Annotated in this window: 24 protein-coding genes, 2 tRNA genes and 1 pseudogene; 15 read left to right on the top strand and 12 right to left on the bottom strand. The window is 59.5% G+C overall.

The genetic code is table 11. The features are described from left to right. Positions 1-31: 31 nt before the first annotated feature. Positions 32-1,285: a tyrosine--tRNA ligase gene (gene tyrS / locus PIB16_RS17225; protein WP_078052788.1), complete on the bottom strand. Its 1,254-nt coding sequence runs from the start codon at positions 1,283-1,285 to the stop codon at positions 32-34. A gap of 148 nt (positions 1,286-1,433) precedes the next feature. Here tyrS and PIB16_RS17220 point away from each other — a divergent pair. Continuing rightward, positions 1,434-2,537: pseudogene (locus PIB16_RS17220) on the top strand (anhydro-N-acetylmuramic acid kinase); the annotation flags it as partial. Between the two features lie 271 nt (positions 2,538-2,808). Here the strand turns inward: PIB16_RS17220 and PIB16_RS17215 are convergent. Next, on the bottom strand, positions 2,809-3,486 hold the full coding sequence (locus tag PIB16_RS17215; RefSeq protein ID WP_035263309.1) for an alpha/beta hydrolase: 678 nt from the start codon (positions 3,484-3,486) through the stop codon (positions 2,809-2,811). A gap of 211 nt (positions 3,487-3,697) precedes the next feature. Between PIB16_RS17215 and PIB16_RS17210 the strand changes: the two genes are divergently transcribed. From PIB16_RS17210 to sufA, 7 genes are all read left to right on the top strand, one after another. Then, positions 3,698-4,867, top strand: coding sequence for a cysteine desulfurase family protein (locus tag PIB16_RS17210; RefSeq protein WP_271046023.1), 1,170 nt, complete (start codon positions 3,698-3,700; stop codon positions 4,865-4,867). Positions 4,868-5,064: 197 nt separating this feature from the next. Continuing rightward, the gene (gene sufB / locus PIB16_RS17205) at positions 5,065-6,534 is read left to right on the top strand and encodes a Fe-S cluster assembly protein SufB (RefSeq protein WP_006698793.1); all 1,470 of its coding nucleotides are present in this window, start codon (positions 5,065-5,067) and stop codon (positions 6,532-6,534) included. Between the two features lie 182 nt (positions 6,535-6,716). Then, on the top strand, positions 6,717-7,472 hold the full coding sequence (sufC, locus tag PIB16_RS17200) for a Fe-S cluster assembly ATPase SufC (RefSeq protein WP_003522658.1): 756 nt from the start codon (positions 6,717-6,719) through the stop codon (positions 7,470-7,472). A gap of 24 nt (positions 7,473-7,496) precedes the next feature. Further along, positions 7,497-8,768 carry a Fe-S cluster assembly protein SufD gene (gene sufD, locus PIB16_RS17195; protein WP_271046022.1) on the top strand — a complete coding sequence of 424 codons (1,272 nt, stop codon included), beginning with the start codon at positions 7,497-7,499 and terminating at the stop codon, positions 8,766-8,768. Then, on the top strand, positions 8,761-10,011 hold the full coding sequence (locus tag PIB16_RS17190) for a cysteine desulfurase (protein ID WP_065655188.1): 1,251 nt from the start codon (positions 8,761-8,763) through the stop codon (positions 10,009-10,011). The genes sufD and PIB16_RS17190 overlap by 8 nt, the downstream gene beginning before the upstream one ends. 36 nt (positions 10,012-10,047) lie before the next feature. Further along, entirely contained in the window at positions 10,048-10,431 is a 384-nt protein-coding gene (locus tag PIB16_RS17185) for an SUF system Fe-S cluster assembly protein (protein WP_065655187.1), read from the top strand. Between the two features lie 105 nt (positions 10,432-10,536). After that, a complete protein-coding gene (gene sufA, locus PIB16_RS17180) occupies positions 10,537-10,926 on the top strand; it encodes a Fe-S cluster assembly scaffold SufA (protein ID WP_003495415.1) in 390 nt (129 codons plus the stop codon). A 21-nt stretch (positions 10,927-10,947) separates the two neighbouring features. Here the strand turns inward: sufA and PIB16_RS17175 are convergent, their stop codons facing one another. Next, entirely contained in the window at positions 10,948-11,229 is a 282-nt protein-coding gene (locus tag PIB16_RS17175) for a hypothetical protein (protein WP_174039349.1), read from the bottom strand. Between the two features lie 174 nt (positions 11,230-11,403). Here PIB16_RS17175 and PIB16_RS17170 point away from each other — a divergent pair, with 174 nt between their 5' ends. Both PIB16_RS17170 and PIB16_RS17165 read left to right on the top strand, forming a co-directional pair. Beyond that, positions 11,404-11,637: a hypothetical protein gene (locus tag PIB16_RS17170; protein WP_271046021.1), complete on the top strand. Its 234-nt coding sequence runs from the start codon at positions 11,404-11,406 to the stop codon at positions 11,635-11,637. Then, complete coding sequence (locus PIB16_RS17165) at positions 11,606-12,133, top strand: DUF6714 family protein (protein WP_142845095.1); 528 nt, start codon at positions 11,606-11,608, stop codon at positions 12,131-12,133. Before PIB16_RS17170 ends, PIB16_RS17165 begins: the two co-directional genes overlap by 32 nt. A gap of 17 nt (positions 12,134-12,150) precedes the next feature. Here the strand turns inward: PIB16_RS17165 and PIB16_RS17160 are convergent, their stop codons facing one another. Genes PIB16_RS17160 through PIB16_RS17150 form a run of 3 tightly spaced genes read right to left on the bottom strand, consistent with a single transcriptional unit; the run spans position 12,151 to position 15,384 of the window. Then, positions 12,151-13,359, bottom strand: coding sequence for an ABC transporter permease (locus PIB16_RS17160; protein WP_065655182.1), 1,209 nt, complete (start codon positions 13,357-13,359; stop codon positions 12,151-12,153). Beyond that, entirely contained in the window at positions 13,349-14,068 is a 720-nt protein-coding gene (locus PIB16_RS17155) for an ABC transporter ATP-binding protein (protein ID WP_080816776.1), read from the bottom strand. The genes PIB16_RS17160 and PIB16_RS17155 overlap by 11 nt, the downstream gene beginning before the upstream one ends. A gap of 14 nt (positions 14,069-14,082) precedes the next feature. Beyond that, positions 14,083-15,384: an efflux RND transporter periplasmic adaptor subunit gene (locus PIB16_RS17150; protein ID WP_271046020.1), complete on the bottom strand. Its 1,302-nt coding sequence runs from the start codon at positions 15,382-15,384 to the stop codon at positions 14,083-14,085. Between the two features lie 237 nt (positions 15,385-15,621). On the opposite strand from PIB16_RS17150, the gene PIB16_RS17145 reads away from it, so the two are divergent. Both PIB16_RS17145 and PIB16_RS17140 read left to right on the top strand, forming a co-directional pair. Then, positions 15,622-15,777: a hypothetical protein gene (locus tag PIB16_RS17145; RefSeq protein ID WP_174044532.1), complete on the top strand. Its 156-nt coding sequence runs from the start codon at positions 15,622-15,624 to the stop codon at positions 15,775-15,777. 241 nt (positions 15,778-16,018) lie between these two features. Continuing rightward, the gene (locus PIB16_RS17140) at positions 16,019-16,549 is read left to right on the top strand and encodes a hypothetical protein (protein WP_271046019.1); all 531 of its coding nucleotides are present in this window, start codon (positions 16,019-16,021) and stop codon (positions 16,547-16,549) included. A gap of 42 nt (positions 16,550-16,591) precedes the next feature. On the opposite strand, the gene PIB16_RS17135 is transcribed toward PIB16_RS17140, so the two are convergent. Next, positions 16,592-16,668: transfer RNA gene (locus PIB16_RS17135), tRNA-Arg, on the bottom strand. Positions 16,669-16,716: 48 nt separating this feature from the next. Next, on the bottom strand, positions 16,717-17,022 hold the full coding sequence (locus PIB16_RS17130) for an ETC complex I subunit (RefSeq protein WP_003507982.1): 306 nt from the start codon (positions 17,020-17,022) through the stop codon (positions 16,717-16,719). Between the two features lie 266 nt (positions 17,023-17,288). On the opposite strand from PIB16_RS17130, the gene PIB16_RS17125 reads away from it, so the two are divergent. Next, positions 17,289-17,365, top strand: a tRNA-Pro gene (locus tag PIB16_RS17125). A gap of 53 nt (positions 17,366-17,418) precedes the next feature. Here the strand turns inward: PIB16_RS17125 and PIB16_RS17120 are convergent. Next, positions 17,419-18,561 (bottom strand): ceramide glucosyltransferase, encoded by a 1,143-nt coding sequence (locus PIB16_RS17120; protein WP_271046037.1) that lies wholly within the window; start codon positions 18,559-18,561, stop codon positions 17,419-17,421. Positions 18,562-18,774: 213 nt separating this feature from the next. Beyond that, on the bottom strand, positions 18,775-19,044 hold the full coding sequence (locus PIB16_RS17115; protein ID WP_003522644.1) for a DUF982 domain-containing protein: 270 nt from the start codon (positions 19,042-19,044) through the stop codon (positions 18,775-18,777). Positions 19,045-19,257: 213 nt separating this feature from the next. Here PIB16_RS17115 and PIB16_RS17110 point away from each other — a divergent pair, with 213 nt between their 5' ends. After that, positions 19,258-19,506, top strand: a complete 249-nt coding sequence (locus PIB16_RS17110; protein ID WP_003522642.1) for a BON domain-containing protein — start codon at positions 19,258-19,260, stop codon at positions 19,504-19,506. 60 nt (positions 19,507-19,566) lie between these two features. Here PIB16_RS17110 and PIB16_RS17105 read toward each other — a convergent pair whose 3' ends face one another. Together PIB16_RS17105 and PIB16_RS17100 are read right to left on the bottom strand one after the other, a co-directional pair. Next, on the bottom strand, positions 19,567-20,049 hold the full coding sequence (locus PIB16_RS17105) for a DUF192 domain-containing protein (RefSeq protein ID WP_271046018.1): 483 nt from the start codon (positions 20,047-20,049) through the stop codon (positions 19,567-19,569). Next, positions 20,049-20,627, bottom strand: a complete 579-nt coding sequence (locus PIB16_RS17100) for a cold-shock protein (protein WP_004442353.1) — start codon at positions 20,625-20,627, stop codon at positions 20,049-20,051. The genes PIB16_RS17105 and PIB16_RS17100 overlap by 1 nt, the downstream gene beginning before the upstream one ends. 192 nt (positions 20,628-20,819) lie before the next feature. Here PIB16_RS17100 and PIB16_RS17095 point away from each other — a divergent pair, with 192 nt between their 5' ends. Then, a complete protein-coding gene (locus PIB16_RS17095) occupies positions 20,820-21,260 on the top strand; it encodes a VOC family protein (RefSeq protein ID WP_065655178.1) in 441 nt (146 codons plus the stop codon). Positions 21,261-21,383: the final 123 nt, after the last annotated feature.

Below are 21,383 nucleotides of genomic sequence, written 5' to 3'. Positions count from 1 at the left end.
GCGGCCCTTGGTAACAGGTCTGGCGCGGGTGTCACGCCGGGCGAACCAGAACGTGCTTCTTCTTGCCGACCGACAGCTTGATGACGCCGTCGCCGGTGATTTCACCGGAACCGACCGTCTGGCGCTCATCCGAAACGCCAATGTCGTTGATCTTTACCGCACCGCCCTGAACGTGGCGGCGGGCCTCGCCGTTCGAGCCGGCGAGGCCGGCGCGGACGATGAGCGACAGGACGCCGAGGCCGGCTTCGAGTTCGGATGCCGGAACCTCGATGGAGGGCAGGTTTTCGGCGAGCGCACCTTCTTCGAAGGTCTTGCGCGCCGTCTCGGCCGCTTCTTCCGCCGCCGCGCGGCCATGCAGGATGGCCGTCACTTCGGTCGCGAGGATTTTCTTCGCCTCGTTGATCTCCGATCCGCCAAGGGCGGCGAGACGGGCGATCTCATCCATCGGCAGCGTGGTGAAGAGTTTCGCAAAGCGAACCACGTCCGCATCTTCCGTGTTGCGCCAGTATTGCCAGAAATCATAGACCGGCAGCAGGTCCTTGTTCAGCCACACCGCGCCGGAAGCCGACTTGCCCATCTTCGCACCGGAGGAGGTGGTCAGAAGCGGCGAGGTCAGGGCGTAGAGCTGCGGTGTCCCCATGCGGTGACCGAGATCGATGCCGTTGATGATGTTGCCCCACTGGTCGGAACCGCCCATCTGCAGGCGGCAGCCGGTGCGCTGGTTCAGCTCCACGAAATCGTAGGCCTGCAGGATCATGTAGTTGAATTCGAGGAAGGACAGTGACTGTTCGCGGTCGAGGCGCGTCTTCACGCTGTCGAAGGACAGCATGCGGTTGACCGAGAAGTGGCGGCCGACATCGCGCAGGAATTCGAGGTAGTTGAGGCCGCGCAGCCAGTCGGCATTGTTGATCATCAGTGCCGGGTTCTCGGCGCGATCGTAATCGAGGTAGTTGGCGAAGACATGCTTGAGCGAGGTGATGTTGTCTTCGATCATGTCGATGGTCATCAGCTTGCGGGCCTCTTCCTTGAAGGAGGGATCGCCGACCATGCCGGTGCCGCCGCCCATCAGCGAGATCGGCTGGTGGCCGGTCTTCTGCATCCAGTGCAGCATCATGATCTGGGTGAGGTGGCCGACATGCAAACTCGAAGCCGTCGGGTCATAGCCGATATAGGCGGTCACGGTTTCCTTGGCGAACAGTTCGTCGAGACCTGCCTCATCGGAGATCTGGTGAATGAAGCCGCGCTCATCGAGCGTGCGGAGGAAATCGGACTTGAACCTGGACATAACCTTTTACTTTCTGGTTTGATCTTTGCGGCCATCGAAAACCAATGACCGTCGCGGCTTTATCATTGTTTTTTGAAATGTGCACCCGTTTCGGCCATGAATGTCGGGATTCAAGCAAGCATGATTCGAGATTGCAGGGGAGCGGCAGGTGGGCGAGGTCAAAACGGCAATCGGGCTGATGAGCGGCACATCGATGGACGGCATCGATATTGCCCTTTTGCGCACGGATGGCGAAAGCGTGGTTCGGCATGGGCCGAGTGGGTATTTCCCCTATGATCCGGGCCTGCGCGCCATCTGGCAGAAGGCATTGGTCACCGCCAAAGCCATTCGTGAACGACGCGAACGTCCCGGCGATCTGGGTGAGGCCGAGCGCAAGCTGACGCTTGCCCATGCGGCGGCGGTGAAATCCTTCCTCCATCGTCACCGGCTCCAGCCCGGCGATATCGATGTGATCGGCTTTCACGGTCAGACGGTGCTGCACCGCCCGGACGAGGCGCTGACCGTGCAGATCGGCGACGGCGCGCTTCTGGCATCCGAAACCGGCATCGATGTGGTTTACGACATGCGGGCAAACGACATGGTCCATGGCGGGCAGGGCGCGCCGCTGATCCCGGCCTATCACATGGCGCTTTCCGCTAATCTGCCCGATGGGTTCGAAACGCCGGCCGTCTTCGTCAATATCGGCGGCATCTCCAATCTCACCTATATCGGTGAGGCGGGGCGGCTTGCCGCTTTCGACAGCGGCCCCGGCAATATGCTGATCGACCAGTGGATCGAGGCGCATACGGGCAAGGCCTTCGACAAGGGCGGCAAGACGGCGGCGGGTGGCAGCGTCGTCGCGTCGCTGGTGGTGCGTTATATGGAGAGCCCGTTTTTTTCAGCCAATATCCGTCGGTCGCTGGACCGCAGCGATTTCGTGCCGCCGAAAAAGGGGGAGGTCTCACTGGCGGATGGGGCGCGGACGCTGGCGCATCTGACGGGGGCTGCCATTCTGAAGTCGGCAAGTTATCTGCCGGAGGCGGCGAGGACCTACGTGGTCTGTGGTGGTGGGCGGTTGAACCCGGTGATCATGGAGGAGTTTGGTAACCTTGCCGCCAAGGTCGGCGCACGTGTGATTGCGGCGGAAGAGGCGGGGTTCGATGGCGGCGCGATGGAGGCGGAGGCCTGGGCCTATCTGGCGGTTCGGTCGGTCAAGGGTTTGCCGCTGACCTATCCCGGTACGACGGGGGTGAAGGAGCCGGTGACTGGGGGGTGTTGGTGCGATCGGAAGGACGATCATAGTATAGGACGGAGGGCTTGGCTCACCCCCCTCTGCCCTGCCGGGCATCTCCCCCTCAAGGGGGGAGATCGAATCGTGGCGACCTTCTGGTCATTTTAGACGTAGAAACTTGGGCGAGGAGCAGGCGTCTAGCTGATCTCCCCCCTTGAGGGGGAGATGCCCGGCAGGGCAGAGGGGGGGTAAGCCACACCCACCATCGATCATTGTCTTTAGATCAAAACCTACCCTGCCAATGCTCGGCCAATCACCGAATGCGCTTCGCCGCCGGTTCCGGCACGAGTTCGCCATTGAGGCGGCGGTCGAGATAGTCCTCGCATTCGCCCATCAGGTCGTCCACCTTGCCGTTGAAGAAGTGGTTGGCGCCGGGAACGGTGCGGTGGGTGATGAGGATGCCCTTCTGGGTCTTCAGCTTCTCCACCAGGCCGTTCACATCCTTCTCAGGCGCGACCTTGTCGCTATCGCCGTTGATGATGAGGCCCGACGACGGGCAGGGAGCGAGGAAGGAGAAGTCGTAGGTATTGGGCTGCGGCGCAATCGACATGAAACCTTCGATTTCCGGGCGGCGCATCAGGAGCTGCATGCCGATCCAGGCGCCGAAGGAGTAACCCGCGACCCAGCAGCTTTTCGAATCGGGATGCAGGCTCTGCACCCAGTCGAGCGCGGAAGCGGCATCGGAAAGCTCGCCGGCGCCATGGTCGAATTCGCCCTGGCTGCGGCCAATGGAGCGGAAATTGAACCGGAGCGTCGTGAAGCCGCGCTTCTGGAAAAGATAAAAGAGCTGATAGACGATCTGGTTGTTCATCGTGCCGCCAAACTGCGGGTGCGGATGAAGGATGATCGCGATCGGCGCGCTCTTTTCCTTGGAGGGTTGATAACGGCCTTCGAGGCGACCCGCAGGGCCGTTAAAGATGACTTCGGGCATTGGTACTCCGGTCGTGTTTTTTCATTCTCCAACCGCATTCTTCCGATGAGAAGACTTGACGAACTATGTCATCTTTTCTAGAACGCAGTTTAGAATAATTCGAAACTTTGCGTGTGCTAAAGCACTCGGGTGGTGTCATAAGGCAAGCGCAACTGTAATTTCAAGAAAAATGCGTTTTGGCGCATTGAAGATTGGATGAAGCCTCATCGTTATGACGGTTTTGACGCGGACATATATGGACTGGAACGCGACGGCGCCGCTTTTGCCCGCCGTGCGCGATGTTCTCGTCTCCGCGCTCGATCTTGCCGGCAATCCATCTTCCGTCCACCGGGAAGGGCGTGCCGCCCGCGCCGCCGTTGAGGGCGCTCGCCGCGAGGTTGCGGCACTTGTTGGCGCTGAGGCTGCACATGTCACCTTTACCAGCGGCGCGACGGAAGCCGCCAATCTGGTGCTGACACCGGATTTCAGGATGGGGCGCGCTCCAGTGCGCTATGGCCATCTTTATGTTTCAGCCATCGAGCATCCTGCCTTTCGCGAAGGCGGCCGGTTCGGCAAGGCTGACGTTACGGAAATTACCGTTACGTCAGCGGGCGTCATCGATCTTGCGGCACTTCAGGCGCTGCTGTCTTCGCACGATGCTTCCGCCGGCCTGCCGATGGTTGCCTGCATGCTGGTAAACAATGAGACCGGCATCCTCCAGCCGGTGGCGGAAGCGGCGCGGCTGGTGCACGCGGCGGGTGGATTGATGGTCATCGACGCCGTGCAGGCGGCAGGCCGGGTTCCGCTCGATATCAATGCGCTTGATGCCGATTTCATTGTCATCTCGTCCCACAAGCTCGGTGGCCCCAAGGGGGCTGGCGCTCTCATCTCGCGCGGCGAGGTGATGATGCCGAAGCCGCTCATCCATGGCGGCGGGCAGGAAAAGGGGCATCGTTCCGGTACGGAAAATACCCTGTCGGTTATCGGTTTTGGCGCCGCTGCCGCTGTTGCTGCCAAGAATCTCGAGGTTGAAGCGGCGCGTCTTGCCGCTCTGCGGGCGCGGCTGGAAGACGGCATGCGAGCGCGCGCGCCTGATGTGATCATCCACGGCGAGGACGTTGCCCGCGTCGGTAATACCACGTTTTTCACCCTGCCGGGCCTGAAGGCGGAAACGGGGCAGATCGCCTTCGATATCGAAGGTATTGCGCTGTCGGCCGGTTCGGCCTGCTCATCCGGCAAGGTGGGGGAAAGCCACGTGCTGACGGCTATGGGGCGCGATCCCAAGCTTGGCGCACTCCGGATTTCCCTTGGCCATGCGACGGACGAGGCGGACATCGAACGGACGCTTGCGGCGTTTGCGAAAATTGCCGGGCGGCGCAGGCTTTCCGGTCAGGCCGCTTAAAATGCGGCAAAGAATTGCGGAATAGCAATTTTCCGCTTGCCGGGATGTGTGAAAAGCGCCATCCCGCACTTACATGGGTATAAGCTCCGCCCCGCTTAACGGCGCGGTGACATTGCCCGAAGATGGATAAGGCGGCTTTCCGCCTTGATACGTTGACAAGCCACCGGACCTTGGCTCCGGCGAGATTGGAGAACGACATGGCAGCGGTTCAGGAAACGATCGATCAGGTCCGCCAGATCGATGTGGACCAGTATAAATACGGCTTCGAAACCAATATCGAAGTCGACAAGGCCCCGAAGGGTCTTTCGGAAGAGGTGATCCGTTTCATCTCGGCCAAGAAGCAGGAGCCGGAATGGATGCTGGAATGGCGTCTTGAGGCTTACAAGCGCTGGCTGACGATGGAAGAGCCGACCTGGGCGCGCGTCAGCTACCCCAAGATCGACTTCAACGATCTCTATTATTACGCCGCGCCGAAAAGCACGCCCGGCCCGAAGTCGCTCGATGAAGTCGACCCGGAGCTGCTGAAGGTCTATGAAAAGCTCGGCATTCCGCTGAAGGAACAGGAAATCCTCGCCGGCGTCGAAAAGCGTCAGGTTGCGGTGGATGCCGTGTTCGACAGTGTCTCCGTCGTCACCACCTTCAAGGCGGAACTGGCGAAGGCCGGCGTGATCTTCATGTCGATCTCGGAAGCCGTGCGCGAGCATCCGGAACTGGTGAAGAAATATCTGGGCTCTGTCGTTCCGACGACGGACAATTTCTACGCAACGCTGAACTCGGCCGTCTTCACCGACGGTTCCTTCGTCTTCGTGCCGAAGGGTGTGCGGTGCCCGATGGAGCTTTCCACCTATTTCCGCATTAACGAGAAGAACACCGGCCAGTTCGAGCGCACGCTGATCATCGCCGAAGAGGGTGCTTACGTCTCCTATCTGGAAGGCTGCACCGCGCCGCAGCGCGACGAGAACCAGCTTCACGCCGCCGTTGTTGAACTCGTGGCTCTCGACGATGCCGAAATCAAATATTCCACCGTCCAGAACTGGTATCCGGGCGACAAGGAAGGCAAGGGCGGCATCTACAACTTCGTGACCAAGCGCGGCGATTGCCGGGGCAACCGCTCGAAGATTTCGTGGACACAGGTGGAAACCGGCTCGGCCATCACCTGGAAATACCCGTCCTGCATTCTGCGCGGTGACGACAGCCGCGGCGAGTTCTATTCGATCGCGGTTTCCAATGGCCATCAGCAGATCGACTCTGGCACCAAGATGATCCATCTCGGCAAGAACACGTCGAGCCGCATCATCGCCAAGGGCATCGCCGCCGGTTTCTCGGAAAACGTCTATCGCGGCCAGGTGTCGGCCCACCGCAAGGCGACCAACACGCGCAACTTCACGCAGTGCGACAGCTTGCTGATCGGCGACAAGTGCGGCGCGCATACCGTGCCCTATATCGAGGCGAAGAATTCCTCCGCTCACTTCGAGCACGAGGCGACGACGTCTAAGATTTCCGAAGACCAGCTGTTCTATTGCCTGCAGCGCGGCATCCCGGAAGAAGCGGCCATCGCGCTGATCGTCAACGGCTTCGTAAAGGAAGTCATTCAGGAGCTGCCGATGGAATTTGCCGTGGAAGCGCAGAAGCTGATCGGCATTTCGCTGGAAGGGTCCGTGGGTTAACTCTTGCTCGACGTCATCCTCGGGCTTGTCCCGAGGATCTACGGCCCTTGGCCTGAGCAGAGACAACCCACTTCCTGGATCCTCGGGTCAAGCCCGAGGATGACGGATGAGAGATTTGAGACAAGCCCTGACGGGGCGCACGAGGCGGTCCTTGAAACCGCACCATGAACAGGAACAAAACCATGCTTGAAATCATCGACCTGCACGCAAAGATCGCCGACACCGAAACCGAGATCATCAAGGGTCTCAACCTGAAGGTTGCCGCTGGTGAAGTCGCCGCCATCATGGGCCCGAACGGTTCCGGCAAGTCGACGCTGTCCTACATCCTGTCGGGCCGCGAAGATTATGAAGTCACCTCCGGTGACATTCTCTATAACGGCGAAAGCATTCTGGAGCTGGACGCGGCCGAGCGGGCTGCCAAGGGCATTTTCCTTGCCTTCCAGTACCCGGTCGAAATTCCCGGCGTCGCCACCATGCAGTTCCTGAAGGTTGCGATGAATGAGCAGCGCAAGGCGCGCGGCGAGTCCGAGCTGACGACGCCGGACTTCATCCGCCGCGTCAAGGAAGCGGCCGGCGATCTGAAGATCGACATGGAGATGCTGAAGCGTCCGCTGAACGTCGGCTTCTCCGGCGGTGAGAAGAAGCGCGCCGAAATCCTGCAGATGGCGCTCTTGGAGCCGAAGCTCTGCGTTCTCGACGAAACCGATAGCGGCCTCGACATCGACGCCCTGAAGATCGTGGCTGACGGCGTCAACGCGCTGAAGTCGCCGGATCGCGCGACCGTCGTCATCACGCACTATCAGCGTCTGCTCGATTATATCGTGCCTGACAGCGTGCACGTTCTCTACAAGGGCAAGATCATCCGCTCGGGTGACAAGGCTCTTGCGCTGGAACTGGAAAACAACGGTTACGCCGACATCATCGGTGAAGCGGCCTAAGCCAGAGGCCAGGAGGTGATGTCCATGAACATTCAAGCTACCAACCGGCTGACGCCAGCGGAAACCGCGCTGGTCGACGCTTACACCGCCAAGTTCAGCGAATTGCCGGGCGACGGCGCTGTTGTTGCTGCCCGTGACGTGCTGTTCGACGATCTGAAGACCGGCGGTCTTCCGACCCGCCGCATCGAGGCGTGGCACTATACCGATCTGAAAAGCCTGCTGCGCGCCGTTCCGGAAGACCGGCCCGCGCCCGTTATCGAGAAGCAGGCGCCGACGGTTGCCGGCTCGCTGGTTGCCTATGTGCAGCATGGCGCGGCCGATATCGGCAAGATCGAAGACGTCCGTGTTTCGCGCTTTGCAGAAAGCCTGCTCGACGGTTCCGCTGCCGCCGGCCTCGCTGAAGCCAGCAAGGATGACGCGATTGGCCGCATCAATGGCAGCTTCGTGCGCGATGGCCTGGTGCTCGAGATCCCGGCCGATGCCGAGATCGAGAAGCCGATCGAATTGCAGGCGATCCATGGCGCAGGCCAGGTTCACAGCCGCTTCCCGGTCCGTTTCGGCAAGGGTTCCAAGGCAACCGTCATCGAGCGTCATCTTTCGGTGACTTCGGACGCGGCCCTTGTTTCCTCCGTCAGCGACATCGTCGTTGAGGATGGCGCGGAAGTGACCTGGATCATCCTGCAGCAACAGGGTGCGGCCGATATTCATCTTGGCCAGCTGCGCATGAAAATCGGCGCGGACGCCAAGATTCGCCTGTTCATTGTCAATGCCGGCGGCAAGCTGGTGCGGCAGGAACTGCGCATCGATGTGGAAGGCGAGGGCACTGATCTCATCGTTCGCGGCGTCAACCTTCTGGGTGGTGAAACCCATACCGACGTGACGATGGTTCTCGGCCACAACGTGCCGAACACGACCTCGACGGAAGTGTTCCGCAACGTGGTGTTCGACCGTGCGAAGGGCATTTTCCAGGGCATGATCCGGGTGGCGCCCGATGCGCAGAAGACCGACGCAAAGATGGCGTGCAATACGCTGCTGATGTCCGACGATGGCGAGTTCTCGGCAAAGCCGGAACTGGAAATCTTCGCCGATGACGTTCAGTGCGGCCATGGTGCGACGGTTGCCGATATCAGCGACAACCATCTCTATTACCTGATGGCGCGCGGCGTGCCGCGGGCGAAGGCACGGGCGATGCTCGTCAACGCCTTCGTCGCCGAGATCGTCGAGGAACTGGAAGAAGAAAATCTGGTAGAGGCGCTGGAGACGATCATCTCCGGCTGGCTGGAGCATCATGCCTGAGAGCGAACGCGCCGCAGTGGCGGCCCCTTATGACATCGAAGCCGTGCGCCGGGATTTCCCGATCCTGTCGCGCGAGGTCTATGGCAAGCCGCTGGTCTATCTCGACAATGGCGCGTCCGCTCAAAAACCGCAGGTGGTGATCGACGCCGTTTCGCATGCCTATGCCAATGAGTATGCGAATGTGCATCGCGGCCTGCATTTCCTCTCCAATGCCGCAACCGACGCCTATGAGGCGGCGCGCGAAAAGGTGCGCCGGTTCCTCAATGCCGGTTCGGTGGACGAGATCATCTTCACCAAATCCTCCACCGAGGCGATCAATACGGTTGCCTATGGTTACGGCATGCCCAAGATCGGTGAGGGCGACGAGATCGTCATCTCGATCATGGAGCACCACTCCAATATCGTGCCGTGGCACTTCATCCGCGAACGGCAGGGCGCCAAGCTCGTCTGGGTGCCTGTGGATGATGACGGCGCGTTTCATATCGAGGCTTTCGAAAAGAGCCTGACGGAGCGCACCAAGCTCGTTGCCATCACCCATATGTCGAATGCGCTCGGCACCATCGTGCCGGTGAAAGAAATCTGCCGCATTGCGCATGAGCGCGGCATTCCGGTGTTGGTCGACGGTTCGCAGGGTGCGGTTCACATGCCGGTCGATGTGCGCGATATCGATTGCGACTGGTATGTGATGACCGGCCACAAGCTTTACGGTCCCTCGGGCATCGGCGTGCTTTATGGCAAGGCTGACCGCTTGCGCGAGATGCGGCCGTTCCAGGGCGGTGGGGAGATGATCCTCGACGTTTCCGAAGACAATGTGACCTATAACGAGCCGCCGCACCGTTTCGAAGCTGGCACGCCACCCATCGTGCAGGCGATCGGTCTCGGTTACGCGCTTGATTACATGGACAATCTCGGCCGCGCCGCGATTGCCGCGCATGAGGCCGATCTTGCCGCTTACGCTGCCGAGCGTCTGCGAGAGATCAATTCGCTGCGCATCATCGGCAATGCGCCGGACAAGGGCGGCATCTTCTCCTTCGAGCTTGAGGGCATTCACGCCCATGATGTTTCGATGGTGATCGACCGGCGCGGCGTTGCGGTACGTGCGGGCACCCATTGCGCCATGCCGCTCTTGAAACGCTTTGGCGTCACCTCCACATGCCGGGCATCGTTCGGCCTTTACAATACCCGCGCCGAAGTAGACTCTCTTGTTGAGGCGCTGGAATATGCGCGCAAATTTTTCGCCTGATATCGGGATAAGAGATCAGGATTGAGGTTTAAGACCATGACTGCCGATGCCACTGCAAAGACCCAGGATGCGACCGAAGCTCAGGAAAAGGTGTCCACCATTCCGCCGGACGAGCTTGCACGCCTCAGCGACGACGTAATCGCGGCGCTGAAGACCGTCTACGACCCGGAAATTCCAGCCGATATCTTCGAACTCGGTCTCGTCTACAAGATCGACATCGAAGACGACCGGATGGTCAAGATCGTCATGACGCTGACGGCCCCCGGTTGCCCGGTGGCCGGTGAAATGCCGGGCTGGGTGGAAAATGCCGTGGGCGCCGTCGAGGGTGTTTCCGGTGTCGTGGTCGAAATGACCTTCGATCCGCCGTGGACGCCGGACCGCATGTCGGAAGAAGCACAGGTCGCCGTCGGCTGGTACTGACGTGATTTTGACGGGTGTCATCTCTTGATGACACTCTCAGGCGCTACTAAATTGAAATCCATAAGCATCGAGCCTTGAACTCGATTGTCGAAGGAGAATGGGCCCATGGGCTTTGCGATCATGACCATGACCGGGGCTGCCGCCTCGCGCGTTAAAGCAATCGTCGAAAATTCCGGACCGGATGCCAGGGGCGTGCGCGTCGGCATCAAGAAGGGCGGCTGCGCGGGCATGGAATATACCATCGACCTCGTGACCGAGCCGGATGCGAAGGACGATCTGGTGGAATTCGAAGGCGCGAAGGTCTGGGTTCAGCCTTCCGCCGTGCTTTATCTGCTCGGTACGCAGATGGATTTCGAAGTGACTAAGATGCGCTCCGGTTTCACCTTTAATAATCCGAACCAGACATCCGCCTGCGGCTGCGGTGAATCGGTTGAGCTGAAGCCCGCCGATCTGGCGGCGCTGGCGAAGCAGCGTGAGGCAGAGGCCAACGTTTGATTGGCCGCACTGCATTTCCGATCAGCGGGATGACTGCTGTTTCAGCGTATCGATAAAATCCGCCAGCGGATGAATCGATGGCGTCGTCATCAACAGCGGCTCGAGACCGGCTGCGATCATTGCGCAATCCTCCTTGGCAAGCGGCCGAAGGCTCGAAGTGATCTTGTTGTAGTCGGGCGTTCCGCGTGACGCGAGGGAGCGATTGATCACAAACAGCTCCGTCTGTCCGTCAATCCGTTCGACGAAGAGGGCGAGCGAGCCGCCGTCTGCGGCAGCGGCGCTGTCCGATACCGATTTGAACATCCAAACTCCATCCGGTAAACTTGAGGGCGAGCCTATCCGATTGACGCCCTGACGCAAGGTCAGCGCGGATATCGGATATTCTGCGAGGTTTGGCGGTAGGTGCGGAACCGCCCGCCGCCCATGCTGGAAGGCGTTCGGATCGCCGGCGGGATTGATCGTGGGGAGTGAACCGGAATGGACATCAGTAGCGCCTCGATTGATATCTGGACGATAGGGCTGATCGTCGCCAGCGTCGTGGCTGGCCTGACGCTGATTGCCGGTATTGTTTGCCTTGCGTTTTACCGGGAGGAGATAAAGGGATCTGCGGTATCCAGGGGTGATGCGTTGAACAGCCCCCCGCTCGAACGGACCGAGGGTGGAGACTGGCCGACAGCGCATGGTGACGGGAGTGGGGGAGCGCATCATTGAACAGGCAGACGATTTGATGAGGTCGCAACCCGATAATATTGCGAATGCGAAAGCCGCGGTGCGAGAGGCATTCGCGAGTGTTACGCTGGGTGGCGGCGTCGGCCTCTCCGAGGCGCAGGCGCTTGATGATTGTGCGAACAACGAGGTTCGCGCCGCATGTCGTGCTGGCGATGAGAAGAATGATTGGGCCGCGATCCCGCTGGAGGACCTCAACAGACATTCCGGCAGCCCCGCCTTCCTTGATGCTGAAGGAATGCGATTTCATTTGCCCGCCTATATGATCGCCGATCTCGATGGCGACTACAGGCACGAATTCGCACCCTATTTGCGCGGATGTCAGGAGAGGTTTTCCTTACTGACCCATTTGCAACGGAATGCCGTGGAAATGTATCTCCGCGCCATCAGTGAGAAGGAAAACCTGCCGTCCTATCAGGACGACATAGAGCGCGCGCTCGGAGAGTGGGTGGATAGTGCACGCTGCCCGGTGAGCGACTGAAGCGGATCGGCCGGCTTTCATTCATGCCGCAAGGCTTCTATCGGGCTCAGGCTCGCCGCCCGTCGTGCCGGGAAATAGCCGAAAATCACCCCGATGGCCGCCGAAAAGGCGAAGGCGAGGAAGATGATCGACGGGCTGGTGACGAAGGGCACGTTGAGATAACCGACGACGGCATAAGCAAGGCCGAGGCCGGTGAGGATGCCGACAAGGCCGCCGAAGGCCGAGAGCATGACGGCTTCCACCAGAAACTGCGTCAGCACCTGTTTTTCCAGTGCGCCGATGGCAAGGCGAATGCCGATCTCGCGGGTGCGTTCCGTCACCGAAACCAGCATGATATTCATGATGCCGATGCCGCCGACCAGAAGGCTGACGGCGGCGACCGCGCCTAAAAGCCCGGTCAGCAGCGTCGTCGTGCCGGTCATGGCCGAGGCGATCTGCGTCATGTCGTTGACGGTGAAATCATCCTCGCGGCCGATGCCGATGCGGCGGCGCTCGCGCAGCAGGTTTTGCAGGTCGCTCTGCACCTTGGCGGTCGAAACGCCATCCTGCGCAGAGACCATGATCGAGGAAATGGTGGTGGTGCCGCCGATGCGCCGCTGGTGGATTTTCAGCGGCATTATGATCGTGTCGTCCTGATCGTCGCCGAGGCCGGACTGGCCTTTCCTGCCCAGCACACCGATGACGGGGCAGGAGATGTTGCTGACGCGGATCGTCTGCCCCACCGGGTTTTCCGCACCGAACAGTTCCTGCCGCACCGTTTCGCCGATGATGCAGCCGATCTGGCCGCCGCGATCTTCGGCGGGCTGGAAATCGCGGCCGAGCGCGATAGTCCAGTCCTGCGCGATCAGATAGTCGTTGGTGGTGCCGATGACGCTTGTCTGGTGGTTCTTGCCGCCGAAAATGACGGTTGCGGCGGAGCTGCGGTTTTGCGGCGCGACGGCGCGGATGCCGCTTATCTGGTTGCGGATGGCCTCGACATCGCGGTCATCGAAGCGCTTGGCTTCGGTGCTGGCCCTTCCGGGGCCGAACTGGCCGGGGCGAACGAACAGCATGTTGGTGCCGAGCCGCGACAGTTCCGATTTCACCTGTTCGGTCGTGCCGTTGCCGATGGTGACCATGGCGATGACGGCGGCGACGCCGATGACGACACCGAGCACGGTGAGGAAGGAGCGCAGGAGATTGCGGCTGATGGCGCGCAGCGCAAGACGCGACGTTTCAAAGAACATCGGCGGTCTCCTTTTCGTCCGTCGCGCTGTCGGAGGCGAGGTGGCCGTCGACGAAACGCAGGAGGCGTCCGGCATGGGCGGCGATATCTTCTTCATGGGTGACCATGACCACCGTGATACCCCTGTCGCGGTTGAGCGCGGTAATCAGTTCCATGATTTCGATGCTGGTCTTCGTATCGAGATTGCCGGTCGGCTCGTCGGCCAGAAGCAAAGCGGGGCGGGTGACGATGGCACGGGCAATGGCCACGCGCTGCTGCTGGCCGCCGGAAAGCTCCTGCGTGGTGTGGTCCTCGCGGCCTTTCAGGCCCACCTGCGCCAGCGCCTCCATGGCGCGCGCGCGCCGCTCCGAGGCCTTCATGCCGCGATAGATCAGCGGCAGCTCGACATTCTCCACCGCCGAGGTGCGGGAGAGAAGGTTAAAGCCCTGAAACACGAAACCCAGCATGTGCCGGCGCAGCAGCGTCAGGTGCTCATTATCGAAGCCGCTGGTCGGCACGCCCTGAAACAGGTATTCGCCTGATGTCGGCACATCCAGACAGCCGATGATATTCATCGAGGTGGATTTGCCGGAGCCGGACGGCCCCATGATGGCGACGAATTCCTTCTCATGAATGGAGAGGCTGACGCCATCGAGCGCGCGGATGGTCGCTTCGCCGCGGCCATATTGCTTGACGACATCGCGGAATTCGATAAGCGGCGGCTGTTGCATGGGCTTGTCCTCCGTCAGCCGGCGTTGCGGGCCGTTGCGTCGGTAATCACCTGATCGTCGGTTTTCAACTCGCCCGATTTTACCACGGTATGCTGGCCGTCGGTGGAACCGGTTTCGATGGCGACGGAGACTGGCGTGTTGTTGCGCAGCACCCAGACCGTCCTTTTGCCGGCCGCAGCCGCCTGACCGGCATCGCGGTTCTGCGAGCGGCCCATGCGCGGCGGGCGGAACAGGCTCATCAGCCCGCCGCCACGGGAGGCGGATTCGCGCGGCGGCGTATAACGAAGCGCGGAATTCGGGACCAGCAGCGTATCCTTGATCTCTTCGACGACGATATTGGCGGTCGCCGTCATGCCGGGGCGCAATAGCAGCTCTTCATTGTCGACGGTCAATATGCCCTTGTAGGTGACCACATTCGACACGGTCTCGGAAGCGAAACGCACGGTCTCGATCTCGGCCGGGAAACTGCGGTCGGGATAGGCATCGACATTAAACGTGGCCTTCTGCCCTGTCTCGACCTTGCCGACATCGGCCTCATCCACGGACACCTGCAATTCCATATGGCGCAGATCGCCGGCGATGGTGAACAGCACCGGGGCATTGAGCGAGGAGGCGACGGTGGCGCCCGGATCGACGCTGCGGGTGAGGATGACGCCATCGATGGGTGAGACGATCTTCGCCTTGCCGAGATTGACTTCGGCGAGCCTCAGATCCGCTTCCGCCGAAAGCACGGTTGCTTCATTCACCTCCAGCGTCGCAGCGGCGGCATCGTGGGTGAACTGTGCCGCATCCAGATCCTGCTGGCTGGACACACGGTTCTGCACCAGGGATCGCAGGCGCTCCATGGACGTCTTTGCCGAGCCGAGATCGGCGCGCGCCTTCAGCACATTGGCTTTGGCAGAGGCGAGTTTTGCGCGGGCGCTCTGGACGTCGGCCTCCAGCTTGTTGGTATCCAGCTCCGCCAGAACGTCTCCGGCCTTGACCGGGGTATTATAGGTGACGTTGACCTTGCGCACGGTGCCGGAGAGTTCGCTCGATATATCGACCTGATCCGTTGGTTGAACCGAGCCGGTAGAGGTGACGATGACCGAGAGATCGCCCTGACGCGCCGCTTCCGTGGTATAGCTATAGGCGACGCCTGCCGCACGTGACTGGTAATAATAACCAAGGCCCCCGCCAATCAGCACAAGGGCTGCTGCGGCATAGAGATACCGACGCGACTTTTTCTTGCGGCCGTTTCTGTTCGTTCCCAGAATCTCGCGCAGATCGGGCTGGCTGTTTTCGGTATCGCTGCCACTCTTATTGGCGTCATTCATTCTCGTCACCCGCAAAGTTCAAAATACCACAGAGGGTTGCCGCCGCTCTCCGGTTTGTCCGTCCATCTGTCGCCGTTGTATTCCTCTGATTGTGGGAAGTGACATAGCTTTCCCCAAGGGTGAAGTGAAAACTTGGTAATATTTATGATAGCTCTGGTCTGCTAGAGATAAATCCGGGAAGATCGATGCCATAAACGCGGCTGAGCTTTCAGCAGCGATAGTCAGGACGAAGATAGAATGAACGACAATGTGGTGAAGTTCCGCAAACCGGTGCCGCCGAAGAAGCCACGCGAACCGTTAGGGCCGAAAGCGAAGAAGGCTCTGACGATTGCGGCTGTCATTGCGTTTTTTGTGGCGGTGTGGGGGTATTTCACGTTGATTGGGCAGGGGTAGGGCGCCGGCGCCGGCTTTGTCGCTCTTGCTGGGCAGGATGGAAGGTGCAAGTATTCAAGTCGGCTAAAACGAGTATCTCTGGAGACGATTTAGACTTATGGGCGTCGCCACTGATTCTGATGACCGTTATTGGCCCAGCGCGGAATCTTAATGAAGGACATTAGGTCCGATAGGGCGACATGGCTTCTGTTTGCTTTGCGTTCAAGCTACCGTTCGCATCGGCTCACTAAGGAACAACTGCGTGCGTTTTTTAATCGCTTTGGTAATTGCTATCGCATCTAGCAACGGGGTTGTTGTTGCATGCCCTCTCGATGACGTGTTGAAACTTTGCGTGGCGAGTGGCGCGAGCTTGAGTGCCTTGGATAAAGGTGTCGAGCATGGCGATTGGACAGTGAGCGTCCTTTCCTCCGCCCCTGATACAACTCGGCCAGCGAGCGGGAGTGGTCTTTATACCATGCCGAGTGGACTGCAGTTTTTCTTTGGCTATCGCGACTATAAAGATTTCTTCTCCTCGCACTGCGAGCTTAACTTCGTTATGGCTTACGCAGCGAACGTTGGCGAGGGGATGAGCTGTTCGAGCAAAGAGTTCACGGCCTTCGAGACTGCTCTCTTTCAAGCATCCCTGGGAACGATTACAAAAGAGGTCAAGAATTCTGGAACCGCATTTCTGATCGAGAGACCAAATATGTGGATGACGGTGATACTCGCGACTAACGAGGGGCCGCAGAAGCCATTTAATGTGTGGGTCGAAACTTCTGTTCTGAAGAGATGATACGAACCCAAACCAGTCATTCGTGGGGAATGTGAGAAGAAATGGCGACCCCTGCAGGACTCGAACCTGCGACCTACTGCTTAGAAGGCAGTTGCTCTATCCAGTTGAGCTAAGGGGCCGTCATGCCGGGCAATCGATGCTCCGGCAAAAACTTTGATCGTCGTGTTTCAGTGCGTCCAGGGCTGGGTGCGGTTGAAACGGAAATTGTCGGTGTAGGAAACCACCTTGCGGGTCGCTTCCTTCGGCTGGATGACGCGGTATTCGATGCCCTTGCGCTGGGCATAGGCTTCTGCCTGTTCCTGCGTCTCGAATGTCAGCTTGAGCTGCTGCTTCATGTCGGAACTGGAGGTGTAGCCCATGATCGGATCGATCTTGCGCGGAACCTCGGCGTCGAATTCCAGAACCCAGACATTGGTCTTCGCCTTGCCGGATTGCATGGCGGTTTTTGCAGGGCGGTAAATCTTCGCAGACATGTCGAAACTGCTCCGGTTGGACAGCGGGGCGAAACGCCCCGAATTATTCATCACGTACCTGAATAGAATAACCAAATCGTGTCAGGAACGTTGAATTTGAAATGGACTGACTTCAGGTGAGAGTCAAGACGATTATCCCCTTGCCGTCCGATCCTTCGCCATCGTTTCGAGATTACGTTTTGCTCATCGGAGCCGTGGCTGAACAAAGATGAATTTCCCTGTTGCGGACTGCGGGTGAACCGTGTATTCCCCAGCCATCGCCTCGGCGGAGTGTAGCGCAGTCTGGTAGCGCATCTGGTTTGGGACCAGAGGGTCGGGAGTTCGAATCTCTCCACTCCGACCATTTTAAAGCAAAACATCAGCTTTCCGGCGTAACTTCTTCCAAACAGTTCTGATTTATTCCGCGGACGGACCAGCCAGGGTGCTCTCTGCCGTGCCGATCGTCATGACATTGCCGCGCCATGCCACCGCGCTGCCGATCCAGCTTCGCCCCCAGACGACGGGCATGATTATGTCCCGGGCGATCATCGCCGGCAGCGTATGGAGCGATATCGGCCAGCGGTTGAGGGCCGCGAGCGCAAGTTCCGGCACGTACATGAGGGCGAGGACGGCAAAGGCGGTTGCGGGGAGGTTCACATCCATCATGGCGGCGGCAGCAAGCGCGAAGAGAAGCGGGGGAAGCGCGCCGGTGAGGAGTTCGGGCGCGAAATATTGCGGGAAGGTCACGCGTCGCAGCCGCGCCCAGCGGGTCTGGCGCGACCAGATCTCGCCGGCATGGCGCTGGCCGAGCGGCTGTTCGAAGGGGGCGCAGACCAAATGCACCTTGCGCCCGGTGTTTCGCACTAGCTTCGTCGAAGCGGCGTCTTCGGCGATTTCAGCGGCCAGTGCGCGAATGCCGCCATTGTCTTCCAGAAACGGCTTGTTCCACAACATCGACTTGCCCTGTGCGAAACCCATGCCGATGGCTTCCGCCGCATATTGCCAGCGGCCCTGCGAGCCGTTGAGGAAGGCGCATTCCACATGCGCCCAGAAACCCGCAGGCCGGGAGCCAAGCGGCGGCGAGCAGACGAGCCCGCTATCCTGCCGCCAGGCCGACATCATGGTCGCAATATAGGATTTTGGCATCAGCACGTTCGAATCGGCGAGAATTACCCACTCATGTCGGGCGGCCCGCCAGCCCTTGACGCAATTGTTCAGTTTCGGATTGGCGCTGATGCGGTCATCGCCAATGAGCAATTGCATGGAAACCGAGGGGAAGGCGGCTTGCGCTTTGCGAACCTCCTCGATCACCGGGTCGAATTCATCGGCGACGCAGAACAGCAGCTCATAATCGGGCCAGTTGAGTTCGAAGGCGCGCGACAGCGTCAGGGGCGTGAAGTTCTCCACGCCGCGTAGCGGCACCACAAGCGAGACAGGCGGCTTTTGCCGGACAAGATCGTTTTCCGCGTCCCGTCTCGTCAGTCGCCAGCCGGCCAGAACGATACCGAGAAGATTGAAGCCGAGGAGCAGAATTGCGCAAAGGGCAAAGACAGTTTCCATGCTGGCCAGTTCCACTCCCAAGCTTTTGGCGGTCTGCGCGCCAATCGATTCCATGGAATTCGTCTCTGCCAATTATAACGTTTGCGTGACAGTTACATGTCATCATCGGCCGGTGTGCAGGCTGCGCCGTGCATGGAGGCGTCGCAGAGGCCGCGCGCAAAAGAAAAAGCCCTTCGCATGGAAGGGCCCAATCGTCATGACGGTCGATGAATTTTAGTGGACGTTCAGGATGTGGGCATGACTGCTTGCGATGAGAAACGATTCCCGTGCCTTCTCGATGTCGCATCTGCCGGCGATGGCATCGAGGCAGTTCCTGCGCGCCTCTTCATATTCCGGCCCGTGTTCCTCGGGCCAACGATACATCAGCATGTCCAGCGCCACCAGCGGGCTGTAGATTTCCACCGCGACGCACAGCGGCAGGTGGATCGCCACCGGCTTCATCCACGAGGCGTGGTGACACGGCTCCGTTCTGTTAATCAGCATGTCATTCTCCTCCCTGTTTTACCTGCCTTGAAGGCCTTTCAGACTCCCATGCGCGAAATGCCCGCCTCACGAAATGGTTCCCGATCACCTAAAATGTGATCGATCAGGGGGTTCCAATTTTCCAAGATGAATGGAAGATGAACAAATAGATGAACCGGAGATGAACAAAACCGCCCTCAGGGCGTTGTTATGTCCATAAGAAGGAGAACGCATATGTTCAATTTGTCAGGCATTCAGGAAAGCTTCTTCGGAGACCGCATGGCCGGCGTATGCCAGGCAATCACATCGGCTCTGGCTTTCGAATCTGGTCTCGAGAAGTCGCGCATTTCCGCAACTGTCGAAAATGATGTGATCTATCTGGAAGGCACGGCCGATTCGGTCGAGGCGATCGACATCGCCATCAACCTTGCCGCTTCCATTTCCAATTGCCGGATTCTGAGCCATATCGAGCCGGTCTATTGAATATTGCGCCAGCCGGGCGAAACCTCGTCCGGCTCATTCAGACGCAATAACGCAGCAACGTCATTTCCGGTTGCCGATTTGCGCGCTGCGAACAATATCGCCCGGCTTGATGCCATAGCGCTTCGCAGTGCCGCCATTCAGTTCAAGCACAAATTTTACTGGCCCGCGGGAGCTGATGATCGCTTCCGAATGCGGAACCGCGTTTTCGTGAATATGGGTAATGCGGCCGTCACGGCCAATGAAAAGCATGTCGAGCGGAATAAGCGTATTCCGCATCCACATGGCGACGTCACGCGGCTCACCAAAGTCGAACAGCATGCCGTTTTCAAGCGGCATGCTCTTGCGAAACATCAGGCCCTGTTCGCGCTGGGCGTTGTTCAGCGCCAGTTCGGCAGTGAAATCGTGGCTCTTTCCCCCGGCGGTTTCAATCTGCAGCGGTTCGGAGGTGAATGTCTGCTGTTGCTGAGCCTGGGCGGCGGCGGCCAGCGTGAAAAAAAGAAGCGCCATAACGGCGCTTTTCACCATATGGGGCAGGGCGGACATCAATGCGACATCCCGATGGAAACCGGGTTGTCGGGGTGGATTTCCGCCGCCATCAGGCCCTTGTCGCCATCGCCGTAACGCACCAGCACTACCTGGCCGGGGCGAAGCTCCGTCAGGCCGAAACGGCGCAGGGTTTCCATATGCACGAAAATATCTTCCGTTCCTTCGCCGCGCGTCAGGAAGCCGAAACCCTTGGTGCGGTTGAACCACTTGACGATGGCGCGCTCAAGCCCGCTCGAAGGCGTTACCTGCACATGGGTGCGCACCGGTGGCAGCTGCGAGGGGTGAACGGCGGTCGACTGGTCCATGGACAGGATGCGGAAGGCCTGGAAACCGCGGTCGCGCCGCTGGATGAGGGCGACGATGCGCGTTCCTTCGAGAATTGTCTGGTAACCGTCGCGGCGCAGGCAGGAGACGTGCAGCAGCACATCCTGCGTGCCGTTGTCGGGCACGATGAAGCCGAAACCCTTGGCGACATCGAACCACTTCACGACGCCGGTAATTTCGGTCAGGTCCACGGCATCGCCCGAAAGGTCCTCGACATCGACTATCGTTTTCGATGACATCCTATCAGCCATATCCTGCCAACCCCTCGATTACGCGCCATACACCGGTCAACTGATTCCTGTGCGCCAGATTAACATCTTGGTAACGGTTTCACGCAAGCCCTAGTTTTTGATTTACGCAGCTGCTTTTATGTCGCCGTCCTTGTCCGGGGCTTGCCATCATGCGTTTAACGGCTCCGGACCCGTGTAATGGAGAGGAAGAAAATGCGGTATCTGCACACAATGGTTCGCGTCAAAGACCTTGGCGAATCACTGAAATTCTATAGCGACCTGCTGGGTCTTGAGGAAATACGCCGAATCGAGAACGAAAAAGGCCGATTCACTCTGGTGTTTCTTGCGGCGCGCGACGACATTGCTGCGGCGAAGGAAAACAAGGCGCCGTGCCTCGAACTCACCTATAACTGGGATACCGAGGATTATACCGGCGGCCGCAACTTCGGCCATCTGGCTTACGAGGTCGACAATATCTACGATTTCTGCGCCCGGCTTCAGCAGAACGGCATCGTCATCAACCGGCCGCCGCGTGATGGGCACATGGCCTTCGTGCGCTCGCCGGATGGCATTTCCTTCGAAATTTTGCAGAAGGGCGAAAGCCTCGCACCAGCCGAACCGTGGATATCTATGCAGAATACCGGTTCCTGGTAGGGATTTTCCGGTGAGCAGCGGCGTTTTCGGGTGCTCTTGCCTTGTCCCGAGGGGATGAGGCATAGTCCGCGAATCGAAACGGCCAGTCCCGTTTTGGGGAAGCACACGCGCCCGTTCCCGTGC

It is taken from the genome of Agrobacterium sp. ST15.13.015 (genome assembly GCF_027871645.1).
Taxonomy (GTDB): domain Bacteria; phylum Pseudomonadota; class Alphaproteobacteria; order Rhizobiales; family Rhizobiaceae; genus Agrobacterium; species Agrobacterium leguminum.
The sequence above is the reverse complement of the archived record's forward strand: the minus strand, read 5'-3'. Positions and strand labels throughout refer to the sequence as shown.